Annotated in this window: 20 protein-coding genes; 13 read left to right on the forward strand and 7 right to left on the reverse strand. The window is 68.5% G+C overall.

The window, feature by feature from the left end:
- Positions 1-22: 22 nt before the first annotated feature.
- From MJQ72_RS15385 to MJQ72_RS15395, 3 genes are read right to left on the reverse strand one after another with little or no spacing between them, the layout of a single operon-like run.
- Positions 23-904 carry an ABC transporter permease gene (locus MJQ72_RS15385; protein WP_240599806.1) on the reverse strand — a complete coding sequence of 294 codons (882 nt, stop codon included), beginning with the start codon at positions 902-904 and terminating at the stop codon, positions 23-25.
- Positions 901-1896 (reverse strand): ABC transporter ATP-binding protein, encoded by a 996-nt coding sequence (locus tag MJQ72_RS15390; RefSeq protein WP_240599807.1) that lies wholly within the window; start codon positions 1894-1896, stop codon positions 901-903. The genes MJQ72_RS15385 and MJQ72_RS15390 overlap by 4 nt, the downstream gene beginning before the upstream one ends.
- Positions 1893-2978: a DUF2092 domain-containing protein gene (locus tag MJQ72_RS15395; RefSeq protein ID WP_240599808.1), complete on the reverse strand. Its 1086-nt coding sequence runs from the start codon at positions 2976-2978 to the stop codon at positions 1893-1895. The genes MJQ72_RS15390 and MJQ72_RS15395 overlap by 4 nt, the downstream gene beginning before the upstream one ends.
- Before the next feature lie 143 nt (positions 2979-3121).
- Here MJQ72_RS15395 and MJQ72_RS15400 point away from each other — a divergent pair, with 143 nt between their 5' ends.
- From MJQ72_RS15400 to MJQ72_RS15410, 3 genes are all read left to right on the forward strand, one after another.
- Positions 3122-3850, forward strand: a complete 729-nt coding sequence (locus MJQ72_RS15400; RefSeq protein WP_063277574.1) for a response regulator transcription factor — start codon at positions 3122-3124, stop codon at positions 3848-3850.
- Positions 3847-5175, forward strand: coding sequence for an ATP-binding protein (locus MJQ72_RS15405; protein ID WP_240599809.1), 1329 nt, complete (start codon positions 3847-3849; stop codon positions 5173-5175). Before MJQ72_RS15400 ends, MJQ72_RS15405 begins: the two co-directional genes overlap by 4 nt.
- Positions 5176-5352: 177 nt before the next feature.
- Positions 5353-5742 (forward strand): (deoxy)nucleoside triphosphate pyrophosphohydrolase, encoded by a 390-nt coding sequence (locus tag MJQ72_RS15410; protein ID WP_240599810.1) that lies wholly within the window; start codon positions 5353-5355, stop codon positions 5740-5742.
- 93 nt (positions 5743-5835) lie between these two features.
- Here the strand turns inward: MJQ72_RS15410 and trpS are convergent, their stop codons facing one another.
- Positions 5836-6801, reverse strand: coding sequence for a tryptophan--tRNA ligase (gene trpS, locus MJQ72_RS15415; RefSeq protein ID WP_240599811.1), 966 nt, complete (start codon positions 6799-6801; stop codon positions 5836-5838).
- A gap of 345 nt (positions 6802-7146) precedes the next feature.
- On the opposite strand from trpS, the gene MJQ72_RS15420 reads away from it, so the two are divergent.
- Positions 7147-7446: a YciI family protein gene (locus MJQ72_RS15420; protein WP_240599812.1), complete on the forward strand. Its 300-nt coding sequence runs from the start codon at positions 7147-7149 to the stop codon at positions 7444-7446.
- A 7-nt stretch (positions 7447-7453) separates the two neighbouring features.
- On the opposite strand, the gene MJQ72_RS15425 is transcribed toward MJQ72_RS15420, so the two are convergent.
- Positions 7454-7612 carry a hypothetical protein gene (locus tag MJQ72_RS15425; protein WP_007028942.1) on the reverse strand — a complete coding sequence of 53 codons (159 nt, stop codon included), beginning with the start codon at positions 7610-7612 and terminating at the stop codon, positions 7454-7456.
- 195 nt (positions 7613-7807) lie between these two features.
- On the opposite strand from MJQ72_RS15425, the gene typA reads away from it, so the two are divergent.
- The 5 genes from typA (at position 7808) to MJQ72_RS15450 (ending at position 16259) form a co-directional block, all read left to right on the forward strand.
- Positions 7808-9730: a translational GTPase TypA gene (gene typA / locus MJQ72_RS15430; protein ID WP_240599813.1), complete on the forward strand. Its 1923-nt coding sequence runs from the start codon at positions 7808-7810 to the stop codon at positions 9728-9730.
- 601 nt (positions 9731-10331) lie between these two features.
- Entirely contained in the window at positions 10332-12041 is a 1710-nt protein-coding gene (locus tag MJQ72_RS15435; RefSeq protein ID WP_240601335.1) for an ABC transporter family substrate-binding protein, read from the forward strand.
- A 287-nt stretch (positions 12042-12328) separates the two neighbouring features.
- A complete protein-coding gene (locus tag MJQ72_RS15440; RefSeq protein WP_125689908.1) occupies positions 12329-14134 on the forward strand; it encodes an ABC transporter family substrate-binding protein in 1806 nt (601 codons plus the stop codon).
- 183 nt (positions 14135-14317) lie between these two features.
- A complete protein-coding gene (locus MJQ72_RS15445; RefSeq protein ID WP_063277670.1) occupies positions 14318-15334 on the forward strand; it encodes an ABC transporter permease in 1017 nt (338 codons plus the stop codon).
- The gene (locus MJQ72_RS15450; protein WP_123798646.1) at positions 15327-16259 is read left to right on the forward strand and encodes an ABC transporter permease; all 933 of its coding nucleotides are present in this window, start codon (positions 15327-15329) and stop codon (positions 16257-16259) included. Before MJQ72_RS15445 ends, MJQ72_RS15450 begins: the two co-directional genes overlap by 8 nt.
- Positions 16260-16528: 269 nt before the next feature.
- Here MJQ72_RS15450 and MJQ72_RS15455 read toward each other — a convergent pair whose 3' ends face one another.
- A complete protein-coding gene (locus MJQ72_RS15455) occupies positions 16529-18307 on the reverse strand; it encodes an ABC transporter ATP-binding protein (RefSeq protein WP_240599814.1) in 1779 nt (592 codons plus the stop codon).
- 158 nt (positions 18308-18465) lie between these two features.
- On the opposite strand from MJQ72_RS15455, the gene mshB reads away from it, so the two are divergent.
- The 3 genes from mshB to MJQ72_RS15470 are packed head-to-tail and all read left to right on the forward strand — an operon-like array spanning position 18466 to position 20496.
- On the forward strand, positions 18466-19308 hold the full coding sequence (gene mshB / locus MJQ72_RS15460) for an N-acetyl-1-D-myo-inositol-2-amino-2-deoxy-alpha-D-glucopyranoside deacetylase (protein ID WP_240599815.1): 843 nt from the start codon (positions 18466-18468) through the stop codon (positions 19306-19308).
- Entirely contained in the window at positions 19305-19712 is a 408-nt protein-coding gene (locus MJQ72_RS15465; RefSeq protein ID WP_240599816.1) for a hypothetical protein, read from the forward strand. The genes mshB and MJQ72_RS15465 overlap by 4 nt, the downstream gene beginning before the upstream one ends.
- Positions 19705-20496, forward strand: coding sequence for a hypothetical protein (locus MJQ72_RS15470; protein ID WP_240599817.1), 792 nt, complete (start codon positions 19705-19707; stop codon positions 20494-20496). The genes MJQ72_RS15465 and MJQ72_RS15470 overlap by 8 nt, the downstream gene beginning before the upstream one ends.
- Position 20497: 1 nt before the next feature.
- Here MJQ72_RS15470 and MJQ72_RS15475 read toward each other — a convergent pair whose 3' ends face one another.
- Positions 20498-21259 (reverse strand): site-2 protease family protein, encoded by a 762-nt coding sequence (locus tag MJQ72_RS15475; RefSeq protein WP_240601336.1) that lies wholly within the window; start codon positions 21257-21259, stop codon positions 20498-20500.
- A 171-nt stretch (positions 21260-21430) separates the two neighbouring features.
- Here MJQ72_RS15475 and MJQ72_RS15480 point away from each other — a divergent pair, with 171 nt between their 5' ends.
- On the forward strand, positions 21431-21814 hold the full coding sequence (locus MJQ72_RS15480; protein ID WP_007028952.1) for a WhiB family transcriptional regulator: 384 nt from the start codon (positions 21431-21433) through the stop codon (positions 21812-21814).
- Positions 21815-21900 lie beyond the last annotated feature (86 nt).

Here is a 21900-nt window from a genome sequence, read left to right on the forward strand (position 1 = left end):
GGCCCTTTCAGCCCACGTCGGGTCAGCCGTCTCGCGTGGTCAGGCGCGAGTAGGCGATCGAGAGCCCGATGACGATGTAGCAGGCGGCCCGCAGGGCGCCCTCGCCGAGCATCGACACATCCAGCGGATCCATCAGCACCGCGGCCGGCGCCTGCGCCCAATCCTTGTTGAGCAGGAACGGATGCAGCCACGAAACCGCGTCCAGGAAGCCGAGGATGGTGAACACGATCGTCCCCGCGAGCACCGAGGCGACCACCAGCATCGGATGCTCGGTGAACGACGAGATCGCGAGCGCGACCGCGCCGACCGCCCACAGCTGCAGGGTGATCCACAGCGCCACCACCAGAAGCCTGCCCAGCGCGTCCCAGACGGTCAGCGTCGACCCGGTGAGGGTGAACATCGAATCGGTGCCGCTGATGATCAGCCCGGTGACGAAACCGGTGAACGTCATCGCCAGCACCGCGACCACCGACACCGTCGCGACGCCGAAGGCCTTGATCGCGAGCAGCCTGCCCCGCCCGACCGGCGCGATCAGCCAGCCTCGCAAGGTGCCGTGCGCCGCCTCGCCGGCGATCGCGTCCGCCCCGGCCATCGCCGAGGCGAGCGGCAGGAGCAGCGCCAGCGTCATGGTCAGCGCCGCGACCGGCAGGATGAAGCCGTTGTTCATCGCGGAGGCGAGCAGTGCGCCGTCCCCGCCGCCGCCGTTGCCGCCGTTCGCTTCCGACGGGTCCACCAGCGTCAGCGCGACCCCGATCACGATCGGGATCAGCGCGAGCAGGCCCAGTACGGCCAGCGTGCGGGGTCGCCGGAAGATCCAGCGCAGTTCGGCGCGGTACAACCGGAGCAGGCCGATGCTGTCCCGGCCGGTCCTCGCCGCGGGTGCCGCGGCCAGAGTGTGGGTCACGACTCCCCCTCACCGTCTACAGTGGACTCCGGCTGGGTCAGCCGGGCGAACAGGTCCTCCAGGCCGGTGCGCGCCCGCGCCGCCTCGTGCACGGCCACCCCGGCCGTCACCAGATGACGCAGCACGTCGGGGGCCTCGGCGGCGGTGAGGTCCACGCGGACGCCGTCCGGGGTGAGCCTGCTGCCGATCCTGTTCTCCCGCAACGTCTCCACCGCGAGTTCGGCGTCCGGCGTCCGCACCAGCAGCGCCGCGTTCCCCGATTCCAGCAGCTCCGAGAGCTCGCCCTGGGCGATCACGTTCCCGGACTGGAGCACCGCGACATGCGTGCAGGTCGCCTCGACCTCGGCCAGCAGATGCGACGACACCAGCACGGTGACGCCGTCGGCGTGCAGTTCGGCGATGATCCGCCGGATCTCCCGCGTCCCCGCCGGGTCGAGGCCGTTGGTCGGCTCGTCGAGCACGACCATCCGCCGCGGCACGAGCAGCGCGCTCGCCAGCCCCATCCGCTGCTTCATCCCCAGCGAATACCCCTTGTAGCGCCGGGTGGCGGCGTCGGTCAGCCCGACGCGCTCAAGCGCCGCGTCGACCGCTCCGGGGATCCCGGCCGAGGCCAGCCTCGGTTCGGCCGCGGCCACGCGCAGCAGGTTCTCCCGCCCGGAGAGAAAAGGGTGGAAACCCGGCCCTTCGACGAGCGCGCCGACGTCGGGCAGCGCGTGCGCCGCCTCGTCGGGCATCTTCTTGCCGAAGAGTTCGACCTCGCCCTCGGTGGGCCGCACGAGACCGAGCAGCATCCGGATGGTCGTCGTCTTGCCCGAACCGTTGGGGCCGAGCATCCCCAGCACGGCGCCTTCGGGAACGTCGAGATCGACGTGGTCCACGGCCACCGTGCGGCCGTAGACCTTGCGCAGGCCCCTGGTGCGGGCCGCCATGGGTACCGCCGGAGCGGACGCCTCCTGGGAGGCGTCCGTCCCGGCTTCGAACGTGGTGGTCACTTCGCGGCCAAGGCCTCGAAGAGGACCTGCTCCGGCACCGCGCCGACGGCGTAACGGCCGTCGTCGGTCAGCACGCCGCTGCCGACCTTGGTGGTCACCAGCCAGCCGCTGCCCCAGGCACCGCTGACCGGCTTGGCGAACCGCGAAAGCAGCGCCTTCGGGTCGACCTGGCGGCCTTCCTCGTCCTTGGCCTGGCCGGCCTTGGCCAGCGCGTCGGCCGGGATCTTGCCCGTGATCGCGGTGTCCCAGCCGTCGCCGACGACCTTGAGGTCGGACTTCGCCTGCTCGGCCAGCTCACGGTTCTTCGGGTCGACCTCGGCGGTCTTCTCGGTCACCTTCGCGCCCTTCGGCGGGGTGAACTCGAAGTTCGACGCGGGCTGGGCCGCGAAGTTGATCTCGCTGAACGAGACCTCCAGTGCCGGGGACGAGGTGCCGTTCGCCAGCACCGTGACGCGCAGCGGCAGCCGGGTCTGGTCGTCGATCGCGACGCGGATCTCGCGCAGGAGCGTCCGCTCGGTCGGCTTCGGGGTCAGCACCAGTTCGTACGCGGACCGGTTCGCCACCGAGGCCGTCCCGCTGACGGCGATCGTGCTGCTCTCGCGCACCTTGCCGAGCAGTTCCGACGCCACCGTCGCCGGGTCGACGTCCTTGCTCTTTTCCCGGTGCTCCTTGGCCAGCCCGTCCGGGATGGTCACCTTGGTGGCCGAGTTGTCCTTGGAGCTGTACTCCCAGACGGTCTGGCCGTTCCGGACGATGGTCTGCTGGCTGGAGCCCTCGGTGAGCGAAACCTTGCTCTTGCCCGCGCCGTCGGTCGAAATCTGCGCCGAGTCGACGTCGAGCGCCGAGACCCCGGGCAGGGTGCTGCCGACCTGCGGCAGGCCGAGGTCGTTGCTGACCTTGACCTTCCCGTCGAACGCCGACGGCTTCGCGTTGAGCGTCGACTGCACCAGCTCTTCGGCGCTGATCTGCGGCAGGACGGGCGCGTCGCCCGCGGTGGCCGGCATCGCGACGACGGCGAGCCCGCCGACGCCGAGCGCCGTACCCACCACCGCCGCGGTGAGGGCCTTCCTCTTCGGATCCATGCTGTCTCTCCCTGTTTCCCCGAACCCCAGTGTGCTCGGGTCTTGGCGACAACGCTTCCCCGGAAACGCTGAGACACCACTCAGACTCCGCCCCGCGGCTGAGATGGCGCTGAGAGGTCGCGCGTGAGCTGGTGAAAGCGTGAATGATGAAGGGCGTGAAACCTCGAGTACTGGTGGTCGACGACGAGCCCGGCGTGCGCAAGGCGTTGCAGCGGGGGCTGCGCGCCGAAGACATGGACGTGGTCACGGCGGCCGACGGGCCCAGCGGCCTGCGGCTCGCGCAGACGGGCTCCTTCGACGTCGTCCTGCTCGACATCATGCTTCCGGGGCTTTCCGGCTACCGCGTGCTCGAACGGCTGCGCGCGCTCGGCGTCACCACGCCGGTGCTGATGATCTCGGCGAAGGACGGCGAGGTCGATCAGGCCGACGGCCTCGACCTCGGCGCCGACGGCTACCTCGTGAAGCCGTTCTCGTTCGTCGTACTGGTGGCGCAGGTGCGCGCGGTGCTGCGGCGGGCGTCGCCGGACGGGACGCGCGGACCGCTGCGCATCGGCGCGCTCGAAGTCGACCGGAGCCTGCGGCAGGTCCGCTACGACGGCGTCGACGTGGCGTTCAGCCCCCGTGAGTTCGCGCTGCTGGAGGTGCTGGCCGGCCGGGCCGGGACGGTCGTCACCAAGGACGAGCTGTTGCGCGCCGTCTGGGGCGACGAACAGGCCGCGACCCGCAACGTCGTCGAGGTCTACGTCGGCTACGTGCGCCGCAAACTCGACGCGGTCGGCGCGGGCGCGCTGGTCAGGACCGTGCGCGGGCACGGATACCTGGCTTCGGATCCGCAGCTCGACGAAGTGATCGCCCCGGCGGGACAGGGGTGATCGGCTCGCCGTCTTGGTGGCGCCGCCGCTCGCTCCAGGTCCGGATCACCCTGCTCGCGGCCACGGTCACGCTCGGCTTCCTGCTCGGGCTGGCGGCGGTCGCCGGGGACAATCTGCAGCCGCTGCTCATCGGCTCGGTCGACGACGAACTGAGCGCTCAGCTGGAGACCGCGAAGGCCGACGTCTCGGCCGGGCGGACGCCCTCGGGGTCGGCGGTCACCGTCCGCGTCCTCGACACCGCCGGCGGGCCGGTGGACGGCCTGCCGCCCGCGAACCTCGGGCCTACGGACATCCGGGCGCTGAAGGCGGGCGAACCGGTCACGACCGGCGGCGAGCACAGCTGGCGCTGGGCGGGCACGGTCGTCACCGCACCCGACGGGCAGCAGCGGCTCGTCGTCGCGGGCGCGGGCTTGGTCGGCTTCGCGACGGCCGTGCACTCCGGCGGGTTGTGGCTGTTCGTCGTCGCGTCCGTGGGCGCGGTGGCCGCGGGGATCGCGACGTGGCTGCTCGTGCGGTTCGCCCTGCGGCCGGTGGCACGGATGCGCGGCTCGGTGCGGGCGCTCCCGCCGGGCGCGCGGCTGCCGCTGCCGGATTCGCACGACGAGCTCCGCGCGCTGGCCGAGGAGTTCAACGCGCTGCTGGCGCGGCAGGAGGAGGGTGCCGACCGGCTCCGGCGGTTCACCGGTGACGCCGCGCACGAGCTCCGCTCGCCGGTCGCGTCGATCCGCGTGCAGGCCGAGGTCGCCGTCGCCAATCCCGATCCCGACCTCTCGCAGGAGACGCTTTCCGACATCCTGGAGGAGGCGGAACGGCTTTCCGCGCTGCTCGACGGGCTGCTGGCGCTGGCGAGGTCGGACGCGGGGGAGGTCCCGCCCGCGGAACCGGTCGAGCTGGTGAGCGAGGTGCGGGCCGCGGTCGCGCGGATGCCCGCCGGCGCACCCGAGATCCGGGTGAGCGGCACGGTCGGGACGGCGTGGGCGCTGGCCACGCACGCCGAGGTCGAGCTGGTGCTGAGCAACCTGCTGCGCAACGCCTGCCGGTACGCGCGGAGCGAGATCGTGGTGTCGGTGCTCGCGGCGCGGTCCACCGTGCGGGTGGTGGTCGACGACGACGGGCCGGGCGTCGCGCCGGAGCACCGGGAACGGGTCTTCGACCGCTTCTACCGCGTGTCCGATTCGCGGGCCCGGTCCTCCGGCGGCACCGGGCTGGGGCTGGCGATGGTCGCGGAGGCCGTCCGGCGCCGCGGAGGCCGCGTCCGCGTCGGCGAGTCACCCGATGGCGGCGCTCGGTTCCAGGTCGTGTGGCAGGCGGCCCGCCCTCAGTAAGGGTTCGCCGCGCTCCAGAGAGGCCGACACGCGTGATCGGAGAGACGGCACGCGTGCTTGGACGGACGACACGCGTGCGGCACGATTCCGCCGCCGTGTCGTCCGTCTGATCACGCGTGCCGTCCCCTTGACCACGTGTGCGGTCCATCCGGTCACACCCGGTCGTAGGGTGTGCGCGTGGTGATCGTGGGCGCCGCCATCGTGCGGGACGGACAGTTGCTGGCGCAGCAGCGGGCTTGGCCCGCCGACCACGCCGGGCAATGGGAGCTGCCGGGCGGGCGGGTCGAGGACGGCGAAAGCGACGAGGCCGCCTTGGCGCGGGAATGCCTGGAGGAACTGGACGTCGCCGTGACGGTCGCGGGCCGGGTCGGCGAAGACGTGCCGCTGCCGAAGGGGAAGGTGCTGCGGATCTACGCGGCTTCCCTGGTCAGCGCGGGGGACGAGCCGCGGGCGGTGGAGCACAAGGACGTCCGGTGGATCTCCGCGCGCGAACTCGACGACCTCGACTGGCTGCCCGCCGACCGCGTCCTCCTTCCCGCCCTGCAAGCCCTGCTCACAAGTCCGTGAGGGCCTCCTTCCCTACTTTGAAAGTACGGAAGGAGGCCCTCACGGATCTCGGCGTTCACGGGAGCGCCACCGGACCGCGGCGGCACGAGAACTTCAGCCGGCGCCGATGAGCCGCAGCGCGGACTGCAGCCGGTGCTCACCCCGTTCCGCCGCCCGGACGGCACCGGCCTTGCGGACCCGCTCCAGCTCACCGGGGTCGGCCAGCAGTGCCAGTGCGCGCTCCCGGACCGGCCGCAGCTCCTCGATGAGCGCCTCGGCGACGGCCTCCTTCACCTGGCCGTAGGAGTCGAACCGATCGGCGAGGACCTCGGGCTTCTCGCGGGCGCACGCCGCGAGGATGTCCAGCAGGTTCGCCATCCCCGGCCTGGCTTCCGGCGCGTAGGCGGGCTTCGACCCGCCGTCGGTCTTCGCGCGTTTGACCTTCCGCCGGACCTGGTCGGGCTCGTCGAGGACGAAGATCACCCCGGCCTCTTCCTTCGTCGACTTCGACATCTTCCGCGTCGGCTCGGCGAGGTCCATGACCCGCGCGCCGGCGGGCGGCAGCACCGCCTTCGGCATGGTGAAAACGTCGCCGTAGGTGGTGTTGAACCGCTTCGCGAGCGTTCGAGCCAGCTCGACGTGCTGCCGCTGGTCCTCGCCGACCGGGACCTCGTCCGCGCCCTGCAGCAGGATGTCGGCCGCCATCAGCACCGGATAGGTCAGCAGGGAGAGCCGGACGCCGGCGCGGCCCTTCGACTTCTCCTTGAACTGGATCATCCTGGCGGCCTCGCCGTAGTTGCAGGTGCACTCGAGGACCCAGTTGAGGGCGCCCAGTTCGCGGGCTATGTCGGACTGCACGAACACCCGGTCCGGCTCGATCCCGGCCGCGATCAGCACGGCCAGCTGCTCCGACGCCATCGAGCGCAGTTTCGCCGGATTGTGCGAGTTCGTCATGGCGTGCAGGTCGGAGACGAAGTACAGGTCGTCCGGCCCGCCTTCGTCGGCCCAGCGCCGGATGGCCCCCAGGTGGTTCCCGACGTGGACGTGGCCGGACGGGGTGATCCCGGACAACCTGATCATCTGCCTTCTTCCTTCCGGATTCGGGCCGCCCCAGGGTCCGGGCACGAAAAAGGCCGCCCGGTGGGGCGGCCTGGTGGTGCGCTCGTCTGGTTCAGCGCAGGACTTCGGGGCCGCCGGAGGGCGGCCACCACTGGGCGTTCTGCGCGCGCATCCGTCCATCCTACCGAGCCGTCCGCGTTTCGTCCTCTGGACGCGGTGGTTCGACGTCGAACCACCGCATCCAGAGGACGAAACGCGGCGTGGAACGAGGAGCGAGTCACTCATTCCGGGCACAGCGCGTCAACACTTCATATCGGCCGGGGCAGTACGTCCGTCATATTGGCGATCCGGGTCTACCTTCAACACATGTTTGTCGTCCTGCTGACCTACACCGCGCCCATCGAAGAAATCGACTACGTGCTCCCGGATCACGCCGACTGGCTGACCAAACAGTACGAACACGGCAATTTCCTCGCCTCCGGCAGGCGCAACCCGCGCATCGGCGGCGTGATCATCACCAAGCCCATGGCCAGGGGAAAGCTGGACGCGATCCTCGCGACCGACCCCTTCTCGATCAAGCACATGGCCGCCTACGAGGTGATCGAGTTCTCCCCGACCCGCACCGCGCCGGAACTGCGGGCGATCAATGAGGCGGTGGTGCATTGACGATCTTCTAAGCGGCCTTCGCGATCTTCGTCTTCGCCTTTTTCAGTGCGAGGACGGGGCATTTGCCGCACCGCGACTTCGACCGGCAGCATTTCTTCTTGACCTTGCCGGACTTCATCCATTTGCGCACGAGCTTGTGCGGGTCGTCGGGTAGTTTCTTGCCCACTCGCGCTCCTTCTCCGACCGGTGTCGGCGACCTCTACACGTTAGGTGAGCCTAACCGATCTGGGGGCGTGGGGCTGCTCACAGTCGGGCTACAGGTATCCTGGTTTGGTCCGCGTAAGGCCAAAGTCGGCCAGGCGTGTCTCGAACGCGCGAGCGCGGGCACCACACCCGAACTTGAAACCTTTGGAGCCTTCGCGTGCCCGCAGCCAGCGCCACCGCAGTCGATGCCGGCCGCTCGTCCGGCAAGACCCGGCCCGACCTGCGCAACGTCGCCATCGTCGCACACGTCGACCACGGCAAGACGACCCTCGTCGACGCGATGCTCCGGCAGTCCGGCGCGTTCGAGGAGCGCGCCGAACTCGTCGACCGCGTGATGGACTCCGGTGAGCTCGAACGCGAAAAGGGCATCACCATCCTCGCGAAGAACACCTCCATCCGGCGGAAGACCGACGAGGGCATGGTGACGATCAACGTCATCGACACCCCCGGTCACGCCGACTTCGGCGGCGAGGTCGAGCGCGGCCTGTCCATGGTGGACGGTGTCGTGCTGCTGGTCGACGCCAGCGAGGGCCCGCTCCCGCAGACCCGGTTCGTGCTCCGCAAGACCCTGGAGGCCGGCCTGCCGGTGATCCTGGTCGTCAACAAGACCGACCGGCCCGACGCCCGGATCACCGAGGTCGTCGAGGAGACCCACGACCTCCTGCTCGACCTGGCCGGTGACATCGAGGACGCCGACCTCGACGCGATCCTCGACCTCCCGGTCGTCTTCGCCTCCGCGCGAGCGGGCAAGGCGAGCCTGGAGCAGCCCGCCGACGGCGCGGTGCCCGAGAGCGAGAACCTCGACCCGCTGTTCGAGACCCTGATGCGCCACGTGCCGCCGCCCTTCGCCGACCGCGAAGGCCCGCTGCGCGCACTGGTCACCAACCTCGACGCCTCCAACTTCCTCGGCCGGATCGCGCTGATCCGCATCCACTCCGGCAGCCTGCGCAAGGGCCAGACGGTGGCGTGGATGCGCGAGGACGGCACCATCCAGAACGTCCGCATCTCCGAACTGCTGGTCACCGAGGCGCTCACCCGTGTACCGGCGACCGAGGCCAGCGCCGGCGAGCTGGTCGCCATCGCCGGTATCCCGGAGATCACCATCGGCGACACCCTCGCCGACGTCGAGAACCCGGAGGCGCTGCCCCGGATCGCCGTCGACGAGCCCGCCATCTCGATGACCATCGGGGTCAACACCTCGCCGCTGGCGGGCCGCAGCGGCGGCGACAAGGTCACCGCCCGGCTGGTGAAGGCGCGCCTGGACCAGGAACTGATCGGTAACGTCTCGATCCGTGTCCTGCCGACCGAGCGCCCCGACACCTGGGAGGTCCAGGGCCGTGGCGAGCTGGCGCTGGCCATCCTGGTCGAGCAGATGCGCCGCGAGGGCTTCGAGCTGACCGTCGGCAAGCCGCAGGTGGTCACCAAGATGATCGACGGCAAGCTGCACGAGCCGTTCGAGCGGCTGTCGATCGACTCCCCGGAGGAGCACCTCGGCGGCATCACGCAGCTGCTGGCCGCCCGCAAGGGCCGCATGGAGCACATGGGCGGGCACGGCACCGGCCGCATCAAGCTCGACTACGTCCTCCCGGCGCGCGGCCTGATCGGCTTCCGCACCGACTTCCTCACCGAGACCCGCGGCACCGGTATCGCGAACCACGTGTTCGAGGGGTACTTCCCGTGGGCGGGCGAGATCCGCACCCGGCACTCCGGCTCGCTGGTCGCCGACCGGTCCGGTCCGATCACCGCGTACGCGATGATCCAGCTGGCCGACCGCGGCACGTTCTTCGTGGAACCGGGCGCCGAGGTGTACGAGGGCATGGTCGTGGGCGAGAACCCGCGTGCCGAGGACCTCGACATCAACATCACCAAGGAGAAGAAGCTGACGAACATGCGTCAGTCCTCCGCCGACGTGATGGAGACGCTGGCCCGCCCCCGCAAGATGGGTCTGGAGGAGGCGCTGGAGTTCTGCTCCGTCGACGAGTGCGTCGAGGTCGCCCCCGACGTCGTCCGGATCCGCAAGGTCACGCTGGACGTCAACCAGCGCGCCAAGGAGCGCAACCGCAACAAGAACCGCGGCTGACCCGCTCGGCATACGCCGGAGGGCGCCTGCTCACTCACCGTGAGTAGGCGCCCTTCGGCGTTTCCGGCGCCGAATGCGGTCACGCACCGTATTCGATCGAGCGTTCTTCGTTAAAGAAAGGTCCTTTCCGTACAATTCCGATGGAAAGCCGATCGCCCTTTTCGGACGGTGTTCACAACACCGGAACGGACGCGGCGGAACGACGGCGGAGCCGCCGCGCGCGCCGGTTCGAGAACGCGGATCCGGACCGCCGCGAAACAAAAGTTCCTAAATGCGTCCGGAGAGGACTCGCGATCGCGATCGTTTCGGTCGTGAATCGTCCGGTGGCGAACATTCCGCCGGGCGTTCCGGAATGTTCCGGGTTGCGGAACCGATTGCCGGAGTATCGCGCTCCGGTGCGGCCGAAAAGCCCCGGCGCGGCAGGAACCCGGAGGGGCTCCCGGACGTCCACCGGAGGAGGACGGCATCCGGTCGGGCGGCGGCCGGGCCGATATGGGAATCTCGCTGCCGAGGCCATGTCCGGCGTGATAGCTCTATGGCGACGGGGCGAGGGACAAACCAGGAGGATCCAGGCGTGCGGTCACGGACCACAGCGGCACCCATGCTGGCGTGCGCGGCGGTGCTCCTCGCCGCCTGCAGCAACACCCCGCCCCCGCCCGTGGTCAGCTCTTCAGCCTCTCCGGTGAGCACGTCGACCACGAAGACGCCTTCGCAGGTGGTCGTGGGTGTCGACGACGTCCTCGGCGGCTACAACCCCCACAACCTCGCCGACGCGTCGCAGGTGACGTCGGCGCTCTCGCAGCTGCTTCTCCCGTCGGTGTTCCGCCCCAAGGACGACGGCAGCTTCGAGCTGGACAAGAACCTGATGAAGTCCGCCGAGGTCGTGTCGCAGCAGCCGTTCACGGTCGCGTACACGATCCGCCCGGACGCCTCCTGGTCCGACAGCGCGCCGATCGCCGCGGAGGACTTCGCCTACCTCCGCGAGGCGATGCGCGACCAGCCCGGTGTCATCGGCGCCGCCGGCTACCGGCTGATCTCGGACATCCAGTCGCGCGAAGGCGGCAAGCGGGTCGAGGTCACCTTCTCCAAGCCGTACCCGGGCTGGCAGACGCTCTTCGACAACCTCCTGCCCGCCCATCTGCTCAAGGACGCCCCGAACGGGTGGCAGGGCGCGCTGGCGACGGCGTTCCCGGCCGTCGGCGGCCCGTACTCGATCAAGGGCCTCGACACCGCGCGCGGAGAGGTCACCCTGGAGCGCAACGAGCGCTATTGGGAGAAACCCTCCGCCCTCGACCGGATCGTGCTCCGTGCGGCCGATCAGGAGGGCACACTGGCCGCGCTGCGCAGCGGCAACGACCAGTTCGCGATGACCAGGACCGACGGCACCGGCCTCAAACGGCTCGGCGAACTCGGCTCGGCGGTCCAGCTGCACACGGTCGCGCGGCCCACGGTCGCGCAGATCCTCCTGCGGCCGGTGAGTCCGACGCTGTCGGATCCCAAGGTGCGCGAAGGCGTCACCGCGCTGATCGACCGCGGCAAGCTGATCACCGAAGCGACCGACGGCGGCCCGTCGGACAAGCTCCGTGCCGACGCGCAGATCCGCGTCCCGTCGGCTCCCGGTTTCCAGCCGACGATCCCGGCCCCCGGCCCGCCGTCGGCTGCCGACCCGGTCAAGGGCGAGGAACTGCTCAAATCCGCCGGATACGCCAAGGAAGCCGGAACCTGGCGGAAGAACGGGAAGAACCTTTCGCTGGTCGTCGCGTCGCCCGCCAAACAGGAGCCGTACGCGACGATCGCCAAGGAACTGACGGCGCAACTGGTGGCCGCGGGGATCGAGGTCAACGCGATCGCGCCGCAGCCGAGGGAGCTCTTCTCGACCCTGCTGGCCATGCCGGTGCTCGACGGGATCCAGCAGACGACACCGGAGGGCGCGGGCAACGTCGGCATCGACATCGCGGTGATCGGGCAGGTCACGGGTGGTCCGGACGTGGCTTCGGCGCTGGCGTCCACCTTCGGCTGCCGTCCCGATCAGCTCGCCGACAAGACCAAGGCCGTCGTCCCGGCGAACCCGCTGGGCTTCTGCGATCCGGCCCTGCAGCCGTCGATCGACGCCGCGCTGACCGGCGCCACCCCGGCCGCGGCCGCGCTTTCGGCCCTGGAACCGGAATTGTGGCGTCGGAATGTTGCCATTCCGTTGTTCCAGCTGGCCGATACCCTCGCCATCGGCTCTGGTATTTCCGGAGTAACCGCAGGTCCTCCTATGGTGGGCCCTTTCGGGTCGGCGGTGAACTGGACGAGGGGTCCGAAGTAGCCGTTTCGAGTCCGAGTCCGACCCTGGAGGGTGACCTTTCCCGGCACGTTCGAGTGGCGGACTGATTCCTCAAGGTAACCGGTGTATTTCTTGATGTCAGCCGCAAGTTACCCTTTGGTCACGATCGCCCCGGAACTGGTGACTGTTCGTGCATTTCCTTTCTAGCGTGCACCCGCAGTGCGCCAAATGAGTGTCGCTTGGCGTGTCATAGGCTCCGGGCCATCTCACCGGAGCGGTGTGGGGTCCTGTTCCGATCTCAGGAGCCCAGTGCTAGGAGGGCACACTTCATGAGGAAGTCCAAGGCAGTCTCCGCCTGGTCGCTGGTCGCGGCCTCCGCGCTTGTGCTGAGCGCATGCAGCGGTGGCGACAGCGGTAGTACCGACCAGAACGGGTCGTCGACCGATATCAAGAGCATGGCGACCGGCAAGGCGCAGAACGGCGAAAACTTCAAGCTCGCGGACACCCCGGGGTACGAAGGCACCGTCACGGTGGGCATCGACGACGGGTACTCGGGCTACAACAACGACACGCCCGACACCAACACGTCGTACAACACCTACATCCTGACCGCCGTGCTCGCCGGTGCCGATGTACTCGACGGCAACAACAAGGTGCTGCTGAACAACGACGTGTTCGACTCCTGGGAGGTCACCTCCAAGGCGCCGCAGACGGTCGTCTACAAGATCAAGCCGAACGTCAAGTGGTCGGACAACGAGGCGTTCGACTGCGACGACATGTACCTGTCGTGGCTGGCGCACTCCGGCAAGGCGAAGACCGCCGACGGCAAGCAGGCCTTCCTCGCCGCTTCGACGACCGGCTACCAGCTGATCAACGAGGCGACCTGTAAGGACGACCTGACCTTCGAGACCAAGTACACCGAGCCGTACCTGGACTACAAGGGTCTGTTCAACTCGACCGCGATCATGCCCGCGCACATCGTCGAGAAGAACTCGGGCGTCGCCGACATCACCAAGCTGACCCCGACCAGCGACGCCGCCCAGCTGACGAAGGCCGGCGACTTCTGGACCAACGGCTTCAAGGGCTTCAAGGCCGACGTCATGCCGGCTTCGGGCCCGTACAAGATCACCGCGTTCGACGCCAACCAGAAGGCCGTCACGCTCGAGAAGAACCCGAACTGGATCGGTGGCAAGGGTGGCCCCTCCAAGATCGTCGTGAAGGCGATGGAGGACACCAAGGCCATGGCGACCGCGCTGCAGAACGGTGAGATCGACGTCGCCGCTTCGACCCAGCCCGACGCCACCGCGGCCAACACCATGAAGGGCCTTTCCGCCCAGGGTGTGACCTACGGTTCGGCTTCGCAGCTGACCTTCGAGCACATCGACCTCAACTACAAGCGCATGTTCAAGGACAAGGACCTGCGCAAGGCGTTCTTCGAGGTGGTCAACCGCCAGGAGATCACCGACAAGCTGCTCAAGGAGGTCCAGGCCGACGCGACCCCGCTGAACAGCATCGTGTTCATGCCGGGCGAGCAGGGCTTCAAGGACCTGTACAGCAGCAAGGCCGGTCTGGGCGCCGAGGCCGCGGCCAAGACGCTGACCGACGCCGGCTGGGTCAAGGGTGGCGACGGCATCTTCGCCAAGAACGGCCAGCGCGCGTCGTTCAAGATCTCGCACAACCAGAACACCCGCCGTCAGCAGACCGTCGAGATCATCATCTCGCAGGCCAAGGCCGCCGGTATCGAGATCACGGACGACCAGGACGCCAACTTCCTGAAGGGTGGCCGTCTCGCGGCCAGCGACTACGACGCCGCGCTCTTCGGCTGGTCCGCCGCTCCGTTCAAGGCCGAGCAGAAGTCGATCTACATCACCCGTGTCGACGACAGCAGCCAGAACTACCAGGGCCTGTCGAACCCGACGATCGACTCGTCCTTCGAGGCGGCCGTGAAGGCCACCGACGAGGCCGTGCAGCTGGAGAACTACCAGAAGGCCGACCAGGCGATCGCGGACGAGTACGCGACGCTGCCGCTGTTCCAGACCCCGTCCATGTGGGCGTTCAAGGGCATCGACCGCACTTACATGCAGTCGTACAACGGTGTCCTGTGGAACGTCGGTGAGTGGGAGCAGAAGAAGTAGGGCCTTCCGCCCCGCTTTTTCACCACTCGCTTACGCGATCCTGGTGGTACGGGGGCCCGGCCACAAGCCGGGCCCCCGTACCCGCCGGAAGTAGCTGTTGACCGTAGGGTTACCGCCACTACGGTGGACAACCGGGCAGCGGTCCAGCACTTCGGCGACCAGGCCCGGATGAGGAGCAGTTCGTTGAACCTGGTGATCTACATTCTTCGCCGTCTGGCGATATCGATTCCCGTCCTGCTGGTCGGGACTTTCCTGTGTTTCGTCATGGTCGCCGGCACCGGTGACCCGCTCGCCGAGATGAAGAGCAACCCGGCGATGAGCAAGGAAGCCATCGCGCAGATGGCCTCGCAGCTCGGGCTGGACCAGAGCATCGTGCCCCGGTACTTCACTTGGCTCGGCAACTTCGTCACCGGCGACTGGGGCGTGTCCATCGCACAGGGCAACGCGCAGGCCCCGGTGTTCCCGAAGGTCATGGCCGCGTTCGAGGTCACCTTGAAGCTCGTGGTCGGAGCCGAGATCCTCGCGCTCGTCCTCGGCGTCCTCGTCGGTGTGGTCGCGGCGGTCAAGCAGTACTCGATCATCGACTACATCGCCACCACCCTGGCGTTCCTGCTGTTCTCGATGCCGATCTTCTGTGTCGCCATCGTGCTCAAGCGGTACGCGATCGAGTTCAACGGCTGGGTGCGCGACCTGGGACTGTCCGATGTGCTCGGTAACCCCTGGATCCGCACCACGAGTCCGGAATCGCTGAATTTCGACGGTCCAGGCGGATTCCTGGCCAGTTACATCGGCGCCTATCTGCTGCCGACCCTGTCCATCATGGCCATCAGCTTCGCCGCCTACAGCCGGTTCCAGCGCGCTTCGATGCTGGAGACGCTGAACGCGGACTACGTGCGGACCGCGCGTGCGAAGGGACTCGCCAACGGCCGGGTCATCTTCCGGCACGCCTTCCGGAACGCGCTCATCCCGGTGACCACGCTGTTCTCCGTCAACTTCGGTGCCGTGCTCTCGGGCGCGATCATCACCGAGACGGTGTTCAACTGGAATGGCATGGGCAAGCTGCTCGTCGAAGCCGTGACCAAGAGCGATACGCAGGTGATGATGGGGTGGCTGGTACTCATCGCCAGCAGCATCATCGTCGCCAACCTGATCGCCGACCTGATGTACGGCATCCTGGACCCGAGGATTCGCGTTGGCTGACTTGAACTCCCTTATCGCGGCGGAAGGCTCCAAGTCCGCCGACGGCACGCTCCCCGACGAGGCGCTGCCCGAGCCCCAGAGTCAGGGCAAGCTGGTCCTGCGCAAGTTCCTGCGGCACAAGCTGGCCATGGTCTGCACGGGTGTCCTGCTGCTGCTCGTGCTGACCGTCATCATCATGCCGATCTTCTGGCCGCACAGCTACGAAGACAGCTCCTTCCCGTCCTTCGCCAAGCCCAGCGCGGAATATCCGCTCGGGACGACGCAGGTCGGCAAGGAAATGGTGTCGCAGATCCTGCGCGGCACCCAGTACTCGCTGCTGATCGCGCTCATCGTGTCGCTCGTCGCCACCACCATCGGCACCGTTTTCGGTGCCATGGCGGGGTATCTGCGCGGCTTCACCGACTCGGCGATCTCCCGCGTGACGGACCTGTTCCTGATCGTCCCGCAGATCGCCGCCGCCGCCATCCTGGCGAAGGTGTTCGGCGGTGGCACCTGGTACATCGTCGCGATGGTGCTGGCGGCCTTCGGCTGGATGCCGATCGCCCGTATCGCCAGGGCCGAGTCGATGTCGCTGTCCCAGCGCGAGTTCGTGGACGCCGCCCGCGCGTCCGGTGCCGGCACGTTCCACATCGTGTTCAAGCACCTGGTGCCGAACATGGTCGGCCTCATCACGGTCAACGCGACCCTCGCGATCGCGCAGGCCGTGCTGATCGAGGCGGCACTGTCGTTCATCGGGCTCGGGGTGCAGCTGCCGGACACGTCGCTCGGCCGCGTCATCCTCGAGAACTACGCACAGCTGCAGGCGCGGCCGGCGCTGTTCTTCGGCCCGTTCATCGTGCTGGTGCTGATCTCGCTGACGATCAACTTCATCGGTGACGGCCTGCGGGACGCTTTCGACCCGCGGCAGCGCCGCCAGAAGGCGTAAGGCCCTCTATAGCGCGTGAAGGCCCCCTTCCCCCGGCTCAGCCGCGGGAAGGGGGCCTTCACGCGCTTCAGGACCTGGAGCCGCAACTCGCGTGATTGGAGGCGCAACATGCGTGATCGGAGGCGTAACTCGCACATACGGCCCCAGGCACGCGAGTTACGTCTTCAAGCACGCGTGATCCGGCTCCAGGCACGCGAGTTACGTCCAGATGCACGGAAGGCCCCCTTCGCCACACAGAGCGGCGAAGGGGGCCTTCAGGTACTGGAGCGTCAGTCGGCCACCGGGGCCAGCTTGCCCGCCTCCCAGGCCGCACGCCGTTCGGCCTGCAGCACCGGGTCCGCGACCGGGGCGGCCGACAGCAGACGACGGGTGTAGTCCTCGCGCGGCGAGTGCAGCACCTGGTCACGCGTGCCGACCTCGACCAGCTTGCCGTGCTGCATCACCGCGACGCGGTCGGCCAGCAGGTCGACGACCGCCAGGTCGTGGCTGATGAACAGGCAGGCGAACTGCAGCGAGCGCTGCAGGTCCAGGAACAGGTCCAGCACGCGGGCCTGCACCGACACGTCGAGCGCCGAGGTCGGCTCGTCCGCGATCAGCAGCGCCGGGTCGAGCGAGAGCGCCCGCGCGATGGCGACGCGCTGGCGCTGGCCGCCGGACAGCTCGTGCGGGTACCGGTTGCGGTAGTGGCCGCCGAGCTCGACCTTGTCCAAAAGGGACTTCACGCGCTCGTTCAGGGCCTTGCCCTGCAGGAACTTGTGCAGCACCATCGGCTCGGCGATCGATTCGCCGATGGTCATCTTCGGGTCCAGTGTGGACGCCGGGTCCTGGAACACGATCGAGAAGTAGCGGCGCAGCGGGCGCAGCTCCTTGTTCGACATGTTCGTGATGTCCTTGCCCGCGATCGCCACGGTGCCCGCGGTCGGGGTCAGCAGGCGGATCGCGCAGCGGCCGACGGTCGACTTGCCGGAGCCGGATTCGCCGACCAGGCCGACGATCTCGCCCTTGGCGATGCTCAGCGAGACGTCGTCCACCGCGCGGTTCTTCGCCTGGCCGCGGCGGCCGGGGTACTCCAGCACGAGGTTCTTGATCTCGAGCGCGGGCGCGTTCTCCTCGATCACCGCGGCGAGCTCGGAGTCCTCGAGCCGGATCTCCTCGGCGATCTTCGTGGCCTCGTCGCTGTCGGCGGAGATGCCCTCTTCGAGCAGGCGACGGCCTTCCGGACGCTGGCCGAGCACGGGGACCGCGGCGAGCAGCTTGCGGGTGTACTCCTGCGACGGCGACGCGAACAGGTCGCGCACCGGCGCCTCTTCGACGATGTTGCCCTGGTACATCACGACCACGCGGTCGGCGAGGTCGGCGACGACGCCCATGTCGTGCGTGATCAGCACGATCGCGGTGTTGAGGGTGTCGCGCAGCTTGCGCAGCAGGCCGAGGATCTCCGCCTGCACGGTGACGTCGAGCGCGGTGGTCGGCTCGTCGGCGATGATGACCTTCGGGTCGCACGAGATCGCCATCGCGATGACGACGCGCTGGCGAAGACCGCCCGAGAGCTGGTGCGGGTACTGCTTGAAGCGCAGCGGCGGGTTCGGGATGCCGACCATCTCCAGCAGCTCGATGGCGCGCTTGTCGGCGGCTTCCTTCGAGATGTCCTGGTGCGAGCGGAGGGCTTCGCGCAGCTGCCAGCCGACGGTGTAGACCGGGTTCAGCGCGGTCATCGGCTCCTGGAAGATCATCGCGACCTGGTTGCCGCGGATCTTCTGGAGGTCCTTCTCCTTGAGGTCGGCCAGGTTGCGGTCGCCGAGGCGGAGCTCGCCCGCGATCCGGCTCGTCTTCGGGAGCAGCCCGAGCACCGACATCGAGGTCACCGACTTGCCGGAACCGGACTCGCCGACGACGGCGACGATCTCACCCGGCTTGACGTCGAATCCGATGCCCTTGACGGCGTCGACCACGCCCTCGTCGGTCGGGAACGAGACGCTCAGGTCGGAGATGGACAGAACCGAACCCGACACGCCGCCGAGGTCCGACGATGCTGCTTCAGTGCTCACCAAGATGCCCTTCGTGGGGGTACATATGGTCACGGCACGCAGGCCATGACTCGCGCGAGGATAACCGAGAGTCGCCCTACTAAGGTCGGTGCTCTCCGGCTTCCGTTCCCGACACCCTATAAAGGAAAGCGCGCCGTGTTCGAATTAGTCTTCAAGCCGTGATCTCAGACCGGCCCAAATTGCTCCTGGTGCACGCCCATCCGGACGACGAAAGCATCACCACCGGTGGCACCATCGCGCGCTACGCGGCCGAAGGCGCCGAAGTGACCGTCGTCACGTGCACTCTCGGTGAGGAAGGCGAGATCATCCCGCCGTCGCTCGACGGGCTCGGTTCGTGGGCTTCCGATCAGCTCGGCGGCTACCGCGCCGGCGAGCTGGCGTCGGCCTGCGCGGCGCTGGGGGTCACCCGGCACCGGTATCTCGGCGGGATCGGCCGCTGGCGTGACTCGGGGATGGCCGGGACGCCGTCCGCGGCCCATCCGCGCGCGTTCTCCGGCGGAGACCTCGGCGAGCAGGCGGCTCAGCTCGCCGAGATCCTCGACGAGGTCCGGCCCCAGGTCGTCGTCACCTATGACGCTTTCGGGGGTTATGGGCATCCCGACCACATCCGCGCGCACGAGGTCACCATGGCCGCGGCGCCGAAGGCCGCGTCGGTCGAGCGGGTGTTCCACACCGTTTCTTCCCGTGACGCCGTCACGGCCGGGCTCGCCGCGCTGCGCGGACGGTCGCCGTTCCGGGTCCCCGAAGACGGTGAGCTGCCGGTGACTCCGGACGAGACCATCACGACCGTTCTGGACGTCAGCGCGCACATCCCGGCGAAGGCGGCCGCGCTGCGGGCGCACGAGACCCAGGTCAGCGTGCCCGCTCCGCCGCAGCTCGCGGATCACTTCGCGCTGAGCAACGACATCGCGCAGCCGATCACCCCGGACGAGTACTTCGTGCTCGCACACGGACCGGCCGAAGGCGCCGCGGCGGATCTGTTCGGGGGGCTCGCGAAGTGAGCGCGCCGCTCACCTCGCGGCAGCGTCTGCTGCTCGCCTTGCTGACCTTCGACGCGGTTCTGCTCGGCCTGCTCGAACTGTTCTTCCTGCCGCTCCGGCTCGACGGGATCGTGCTGCCGAAGCTCGGCGACGCGCCCTTCCCGGTGACCGTGGTGCTCGCGGTGATCACGACCCCGCTCCTGGTACGGACGACCGCCAAAGTGGTCCGGCCCACCTTTTCGGTGATTCCGCTGCTCGTCTGGGTACTCGTCGTACTCGGGATGGGCATGGCCGGGCCCGGGGGTGATCTGGTGCTCATACAGGACTGGCGGGCACTGCTGCTGATCGGCGGCGGGGCGCTCCCGGGAGCGCTGGCGCTGGGTGGCGGTCTGGGAAGGTCGGCGAAGGGAGTCAGCGGTGGGTGAAGCGATTTCGGACCGCCAGGTCGTGGCGGTGCTGCGGCCGTTCGTCCGCGCCTGCGGGCCGATGGTCGACGCGCTGCGGGACGCGGATCCGTTCGGGCTGCAGGCCAGGGGCCGCCGCCACGAGGATCTGGACGGCGTCGAGCCCGGGCTGAAGGACAAGCTGCTCAACGGGATCACCTCGGTCAAGGTGCCCGGCACCGCGGCATGGGCGGAGATGTCGAACTACCAGCGGACCGACTGGTGGGTGAACCGCGTCGGCCGGTTCACCGCGTTGATCACCGCGATCCCCGGCCTCGGCGGCGCGCTCGCCGACCGGCTGCCCGTGCAGGACGCGCTCGGTTCGGCGGCGCAGGGGGTGCTGCTGTGCGCGATCGCGGGGGAGTACGGCGTGACCGACGTCGGCGCCCGCGTCCGGCTGATCGCGTGGGTCCTTTTCGAACGCGACATCGATCCGGTGCTCGCGGCGGGCAAACACGCCGAACACGACAAGGCCGCCGAAGACGACGAAGCGGCGAAGCTCACCGAAGAACTCGACGACGCGAAGAAGAAGCACGGCAAGATCACCTTGAAGGCCGCCGCGGGCACGCTGTGGCGGCTCGGCCGGGGACTGCTGGGCATCGTCGACGAACTGGAGAAGCGGCCCCGCGGCCGCCTCGTCCACCGCGCGCTCGGGAAGCTGCCGGTGGTCGGCATGGCGGGCGACTATCTCGGTGAGCGGTCCGGTCTCAAACGCGTCTGGAAACGGGCGCACGAATGGTTCACCGAGCACCCCGACGGCGCCTGAACTACTTCCAGAACATGAACGCGTCCTGTCCGTACATCGCGGCGAGCTTGAACCCGCCGACGGCGTCGAAGATCGCGAAGGACCCTTGCCACAGCAAGCGGCTCGCTTCGTCCACGAGGAACAGCACGGCGAACAGCACGATCGGTGCCCACGGCCGGGCCTTCGCGCCGAATTCCCTCGCACCGGGTGAGAGATACGGCTCGATCGCGCCCCAGCCGTCGAGGCCGGGGATCGGCAGGATGTTCAGGATGAACGTGACGATCTGAAGCAGGGCCAGGAACGAGAGCCCGATCACGAGACCGGACGCCATCGGCACCAGCGCGACGACGAGGGTCAGCAGGACACCGACGGCGAGGTTGCTCAGCGGCCCGGCGAGCGAAACCCACGACTGGACCCCGCGCGACCGGAGGCGTCCGTGTTCGATCCACACCGCGCCACCCGGCAGTGGGATGCCGCCGATGATGAGGAATACCAACGGCAGGATGATGGACAGCGCGGGATCCGTGTATTTCCGGACGTCCATGGACAGGTAACCCTTGTGGGCGACGCTGTGGTCACCGCCGCGGAACGCCACGATCGCGTGACCGAACTCGTGCAGCGTCAAGGACGCCACCCAGCCGCCCGCGACGAGCATGACCACGCCGGCGATGGTCAGCGGGTCGTATTGCCGGGTGGAAATCGTGGTCGCATCACCGAAAGCCGCCAGTACACCGCCCAGGACGGTGACCGCGAGGATGCCGAGGAAGATCGGGCTTGGCCGCACTGCTGATCTCTGCACCCCTCCAGTCTTCCGTATGCCCGATGTGAAGTTCTCGGCGTGTCCCCTTGCGCGATGAGGCGTGAGTATCCCCCGAACTCGCTACTCCGCTTGACCTGACCGCACTACACGGGTGTAATCACAGTGATGTCATTCGTCGCTGGAAGGGGGCGGCGGATGGTGTTTCAACACCGCCAGCCTGGGGAGTGCGTGGACAGCGAGGAGGCGGACGTGCGGTTGGAAGCAGATGGAAGGGAATGGGGGCAAGTCGTGGGTTGGGGTGAGGTCCCGGAGCAGCAACTGGGCGATCTCACCGAGCTTTTCGACGATGCCTCCGCGGAAGAGCAGGACTGGCAGGAACGGGCCCTCTGCGCGCAGACGGACCCGGAGGCGTTCTTCCCCGAGAAGGGCGGCTCCACCCGTGAAGCCAAGCGGATCTGCCTCGGTTGCGAGGTCAAGGACGAGTGCCTCGAGTACGCCCTCGCGCATGACGAGCGGTTCGGTATTTGGGGCGGGCTCTCCGAACGTGAGCGTAGGAAACTGAAAAAGCGAGCTGTGTGACGGCGATCTCCGGCGGCCTCGTGCGCCGGAGATCGCTTCCACATAGTGGGGCCACCAACGGGTGACAGGGTCGCGTCGTAGGGTGG

Origin of the sequence: Amycolatopsis sp. EV170708-02-1 (assembly GCF_022479115.1) — a bacterium.
Classification (GTDB): Bacteria; Actinomycetota; Actinomycetes; order Mycobacteriales; family Pseudonocardiaceae; genus Amycolatopsis.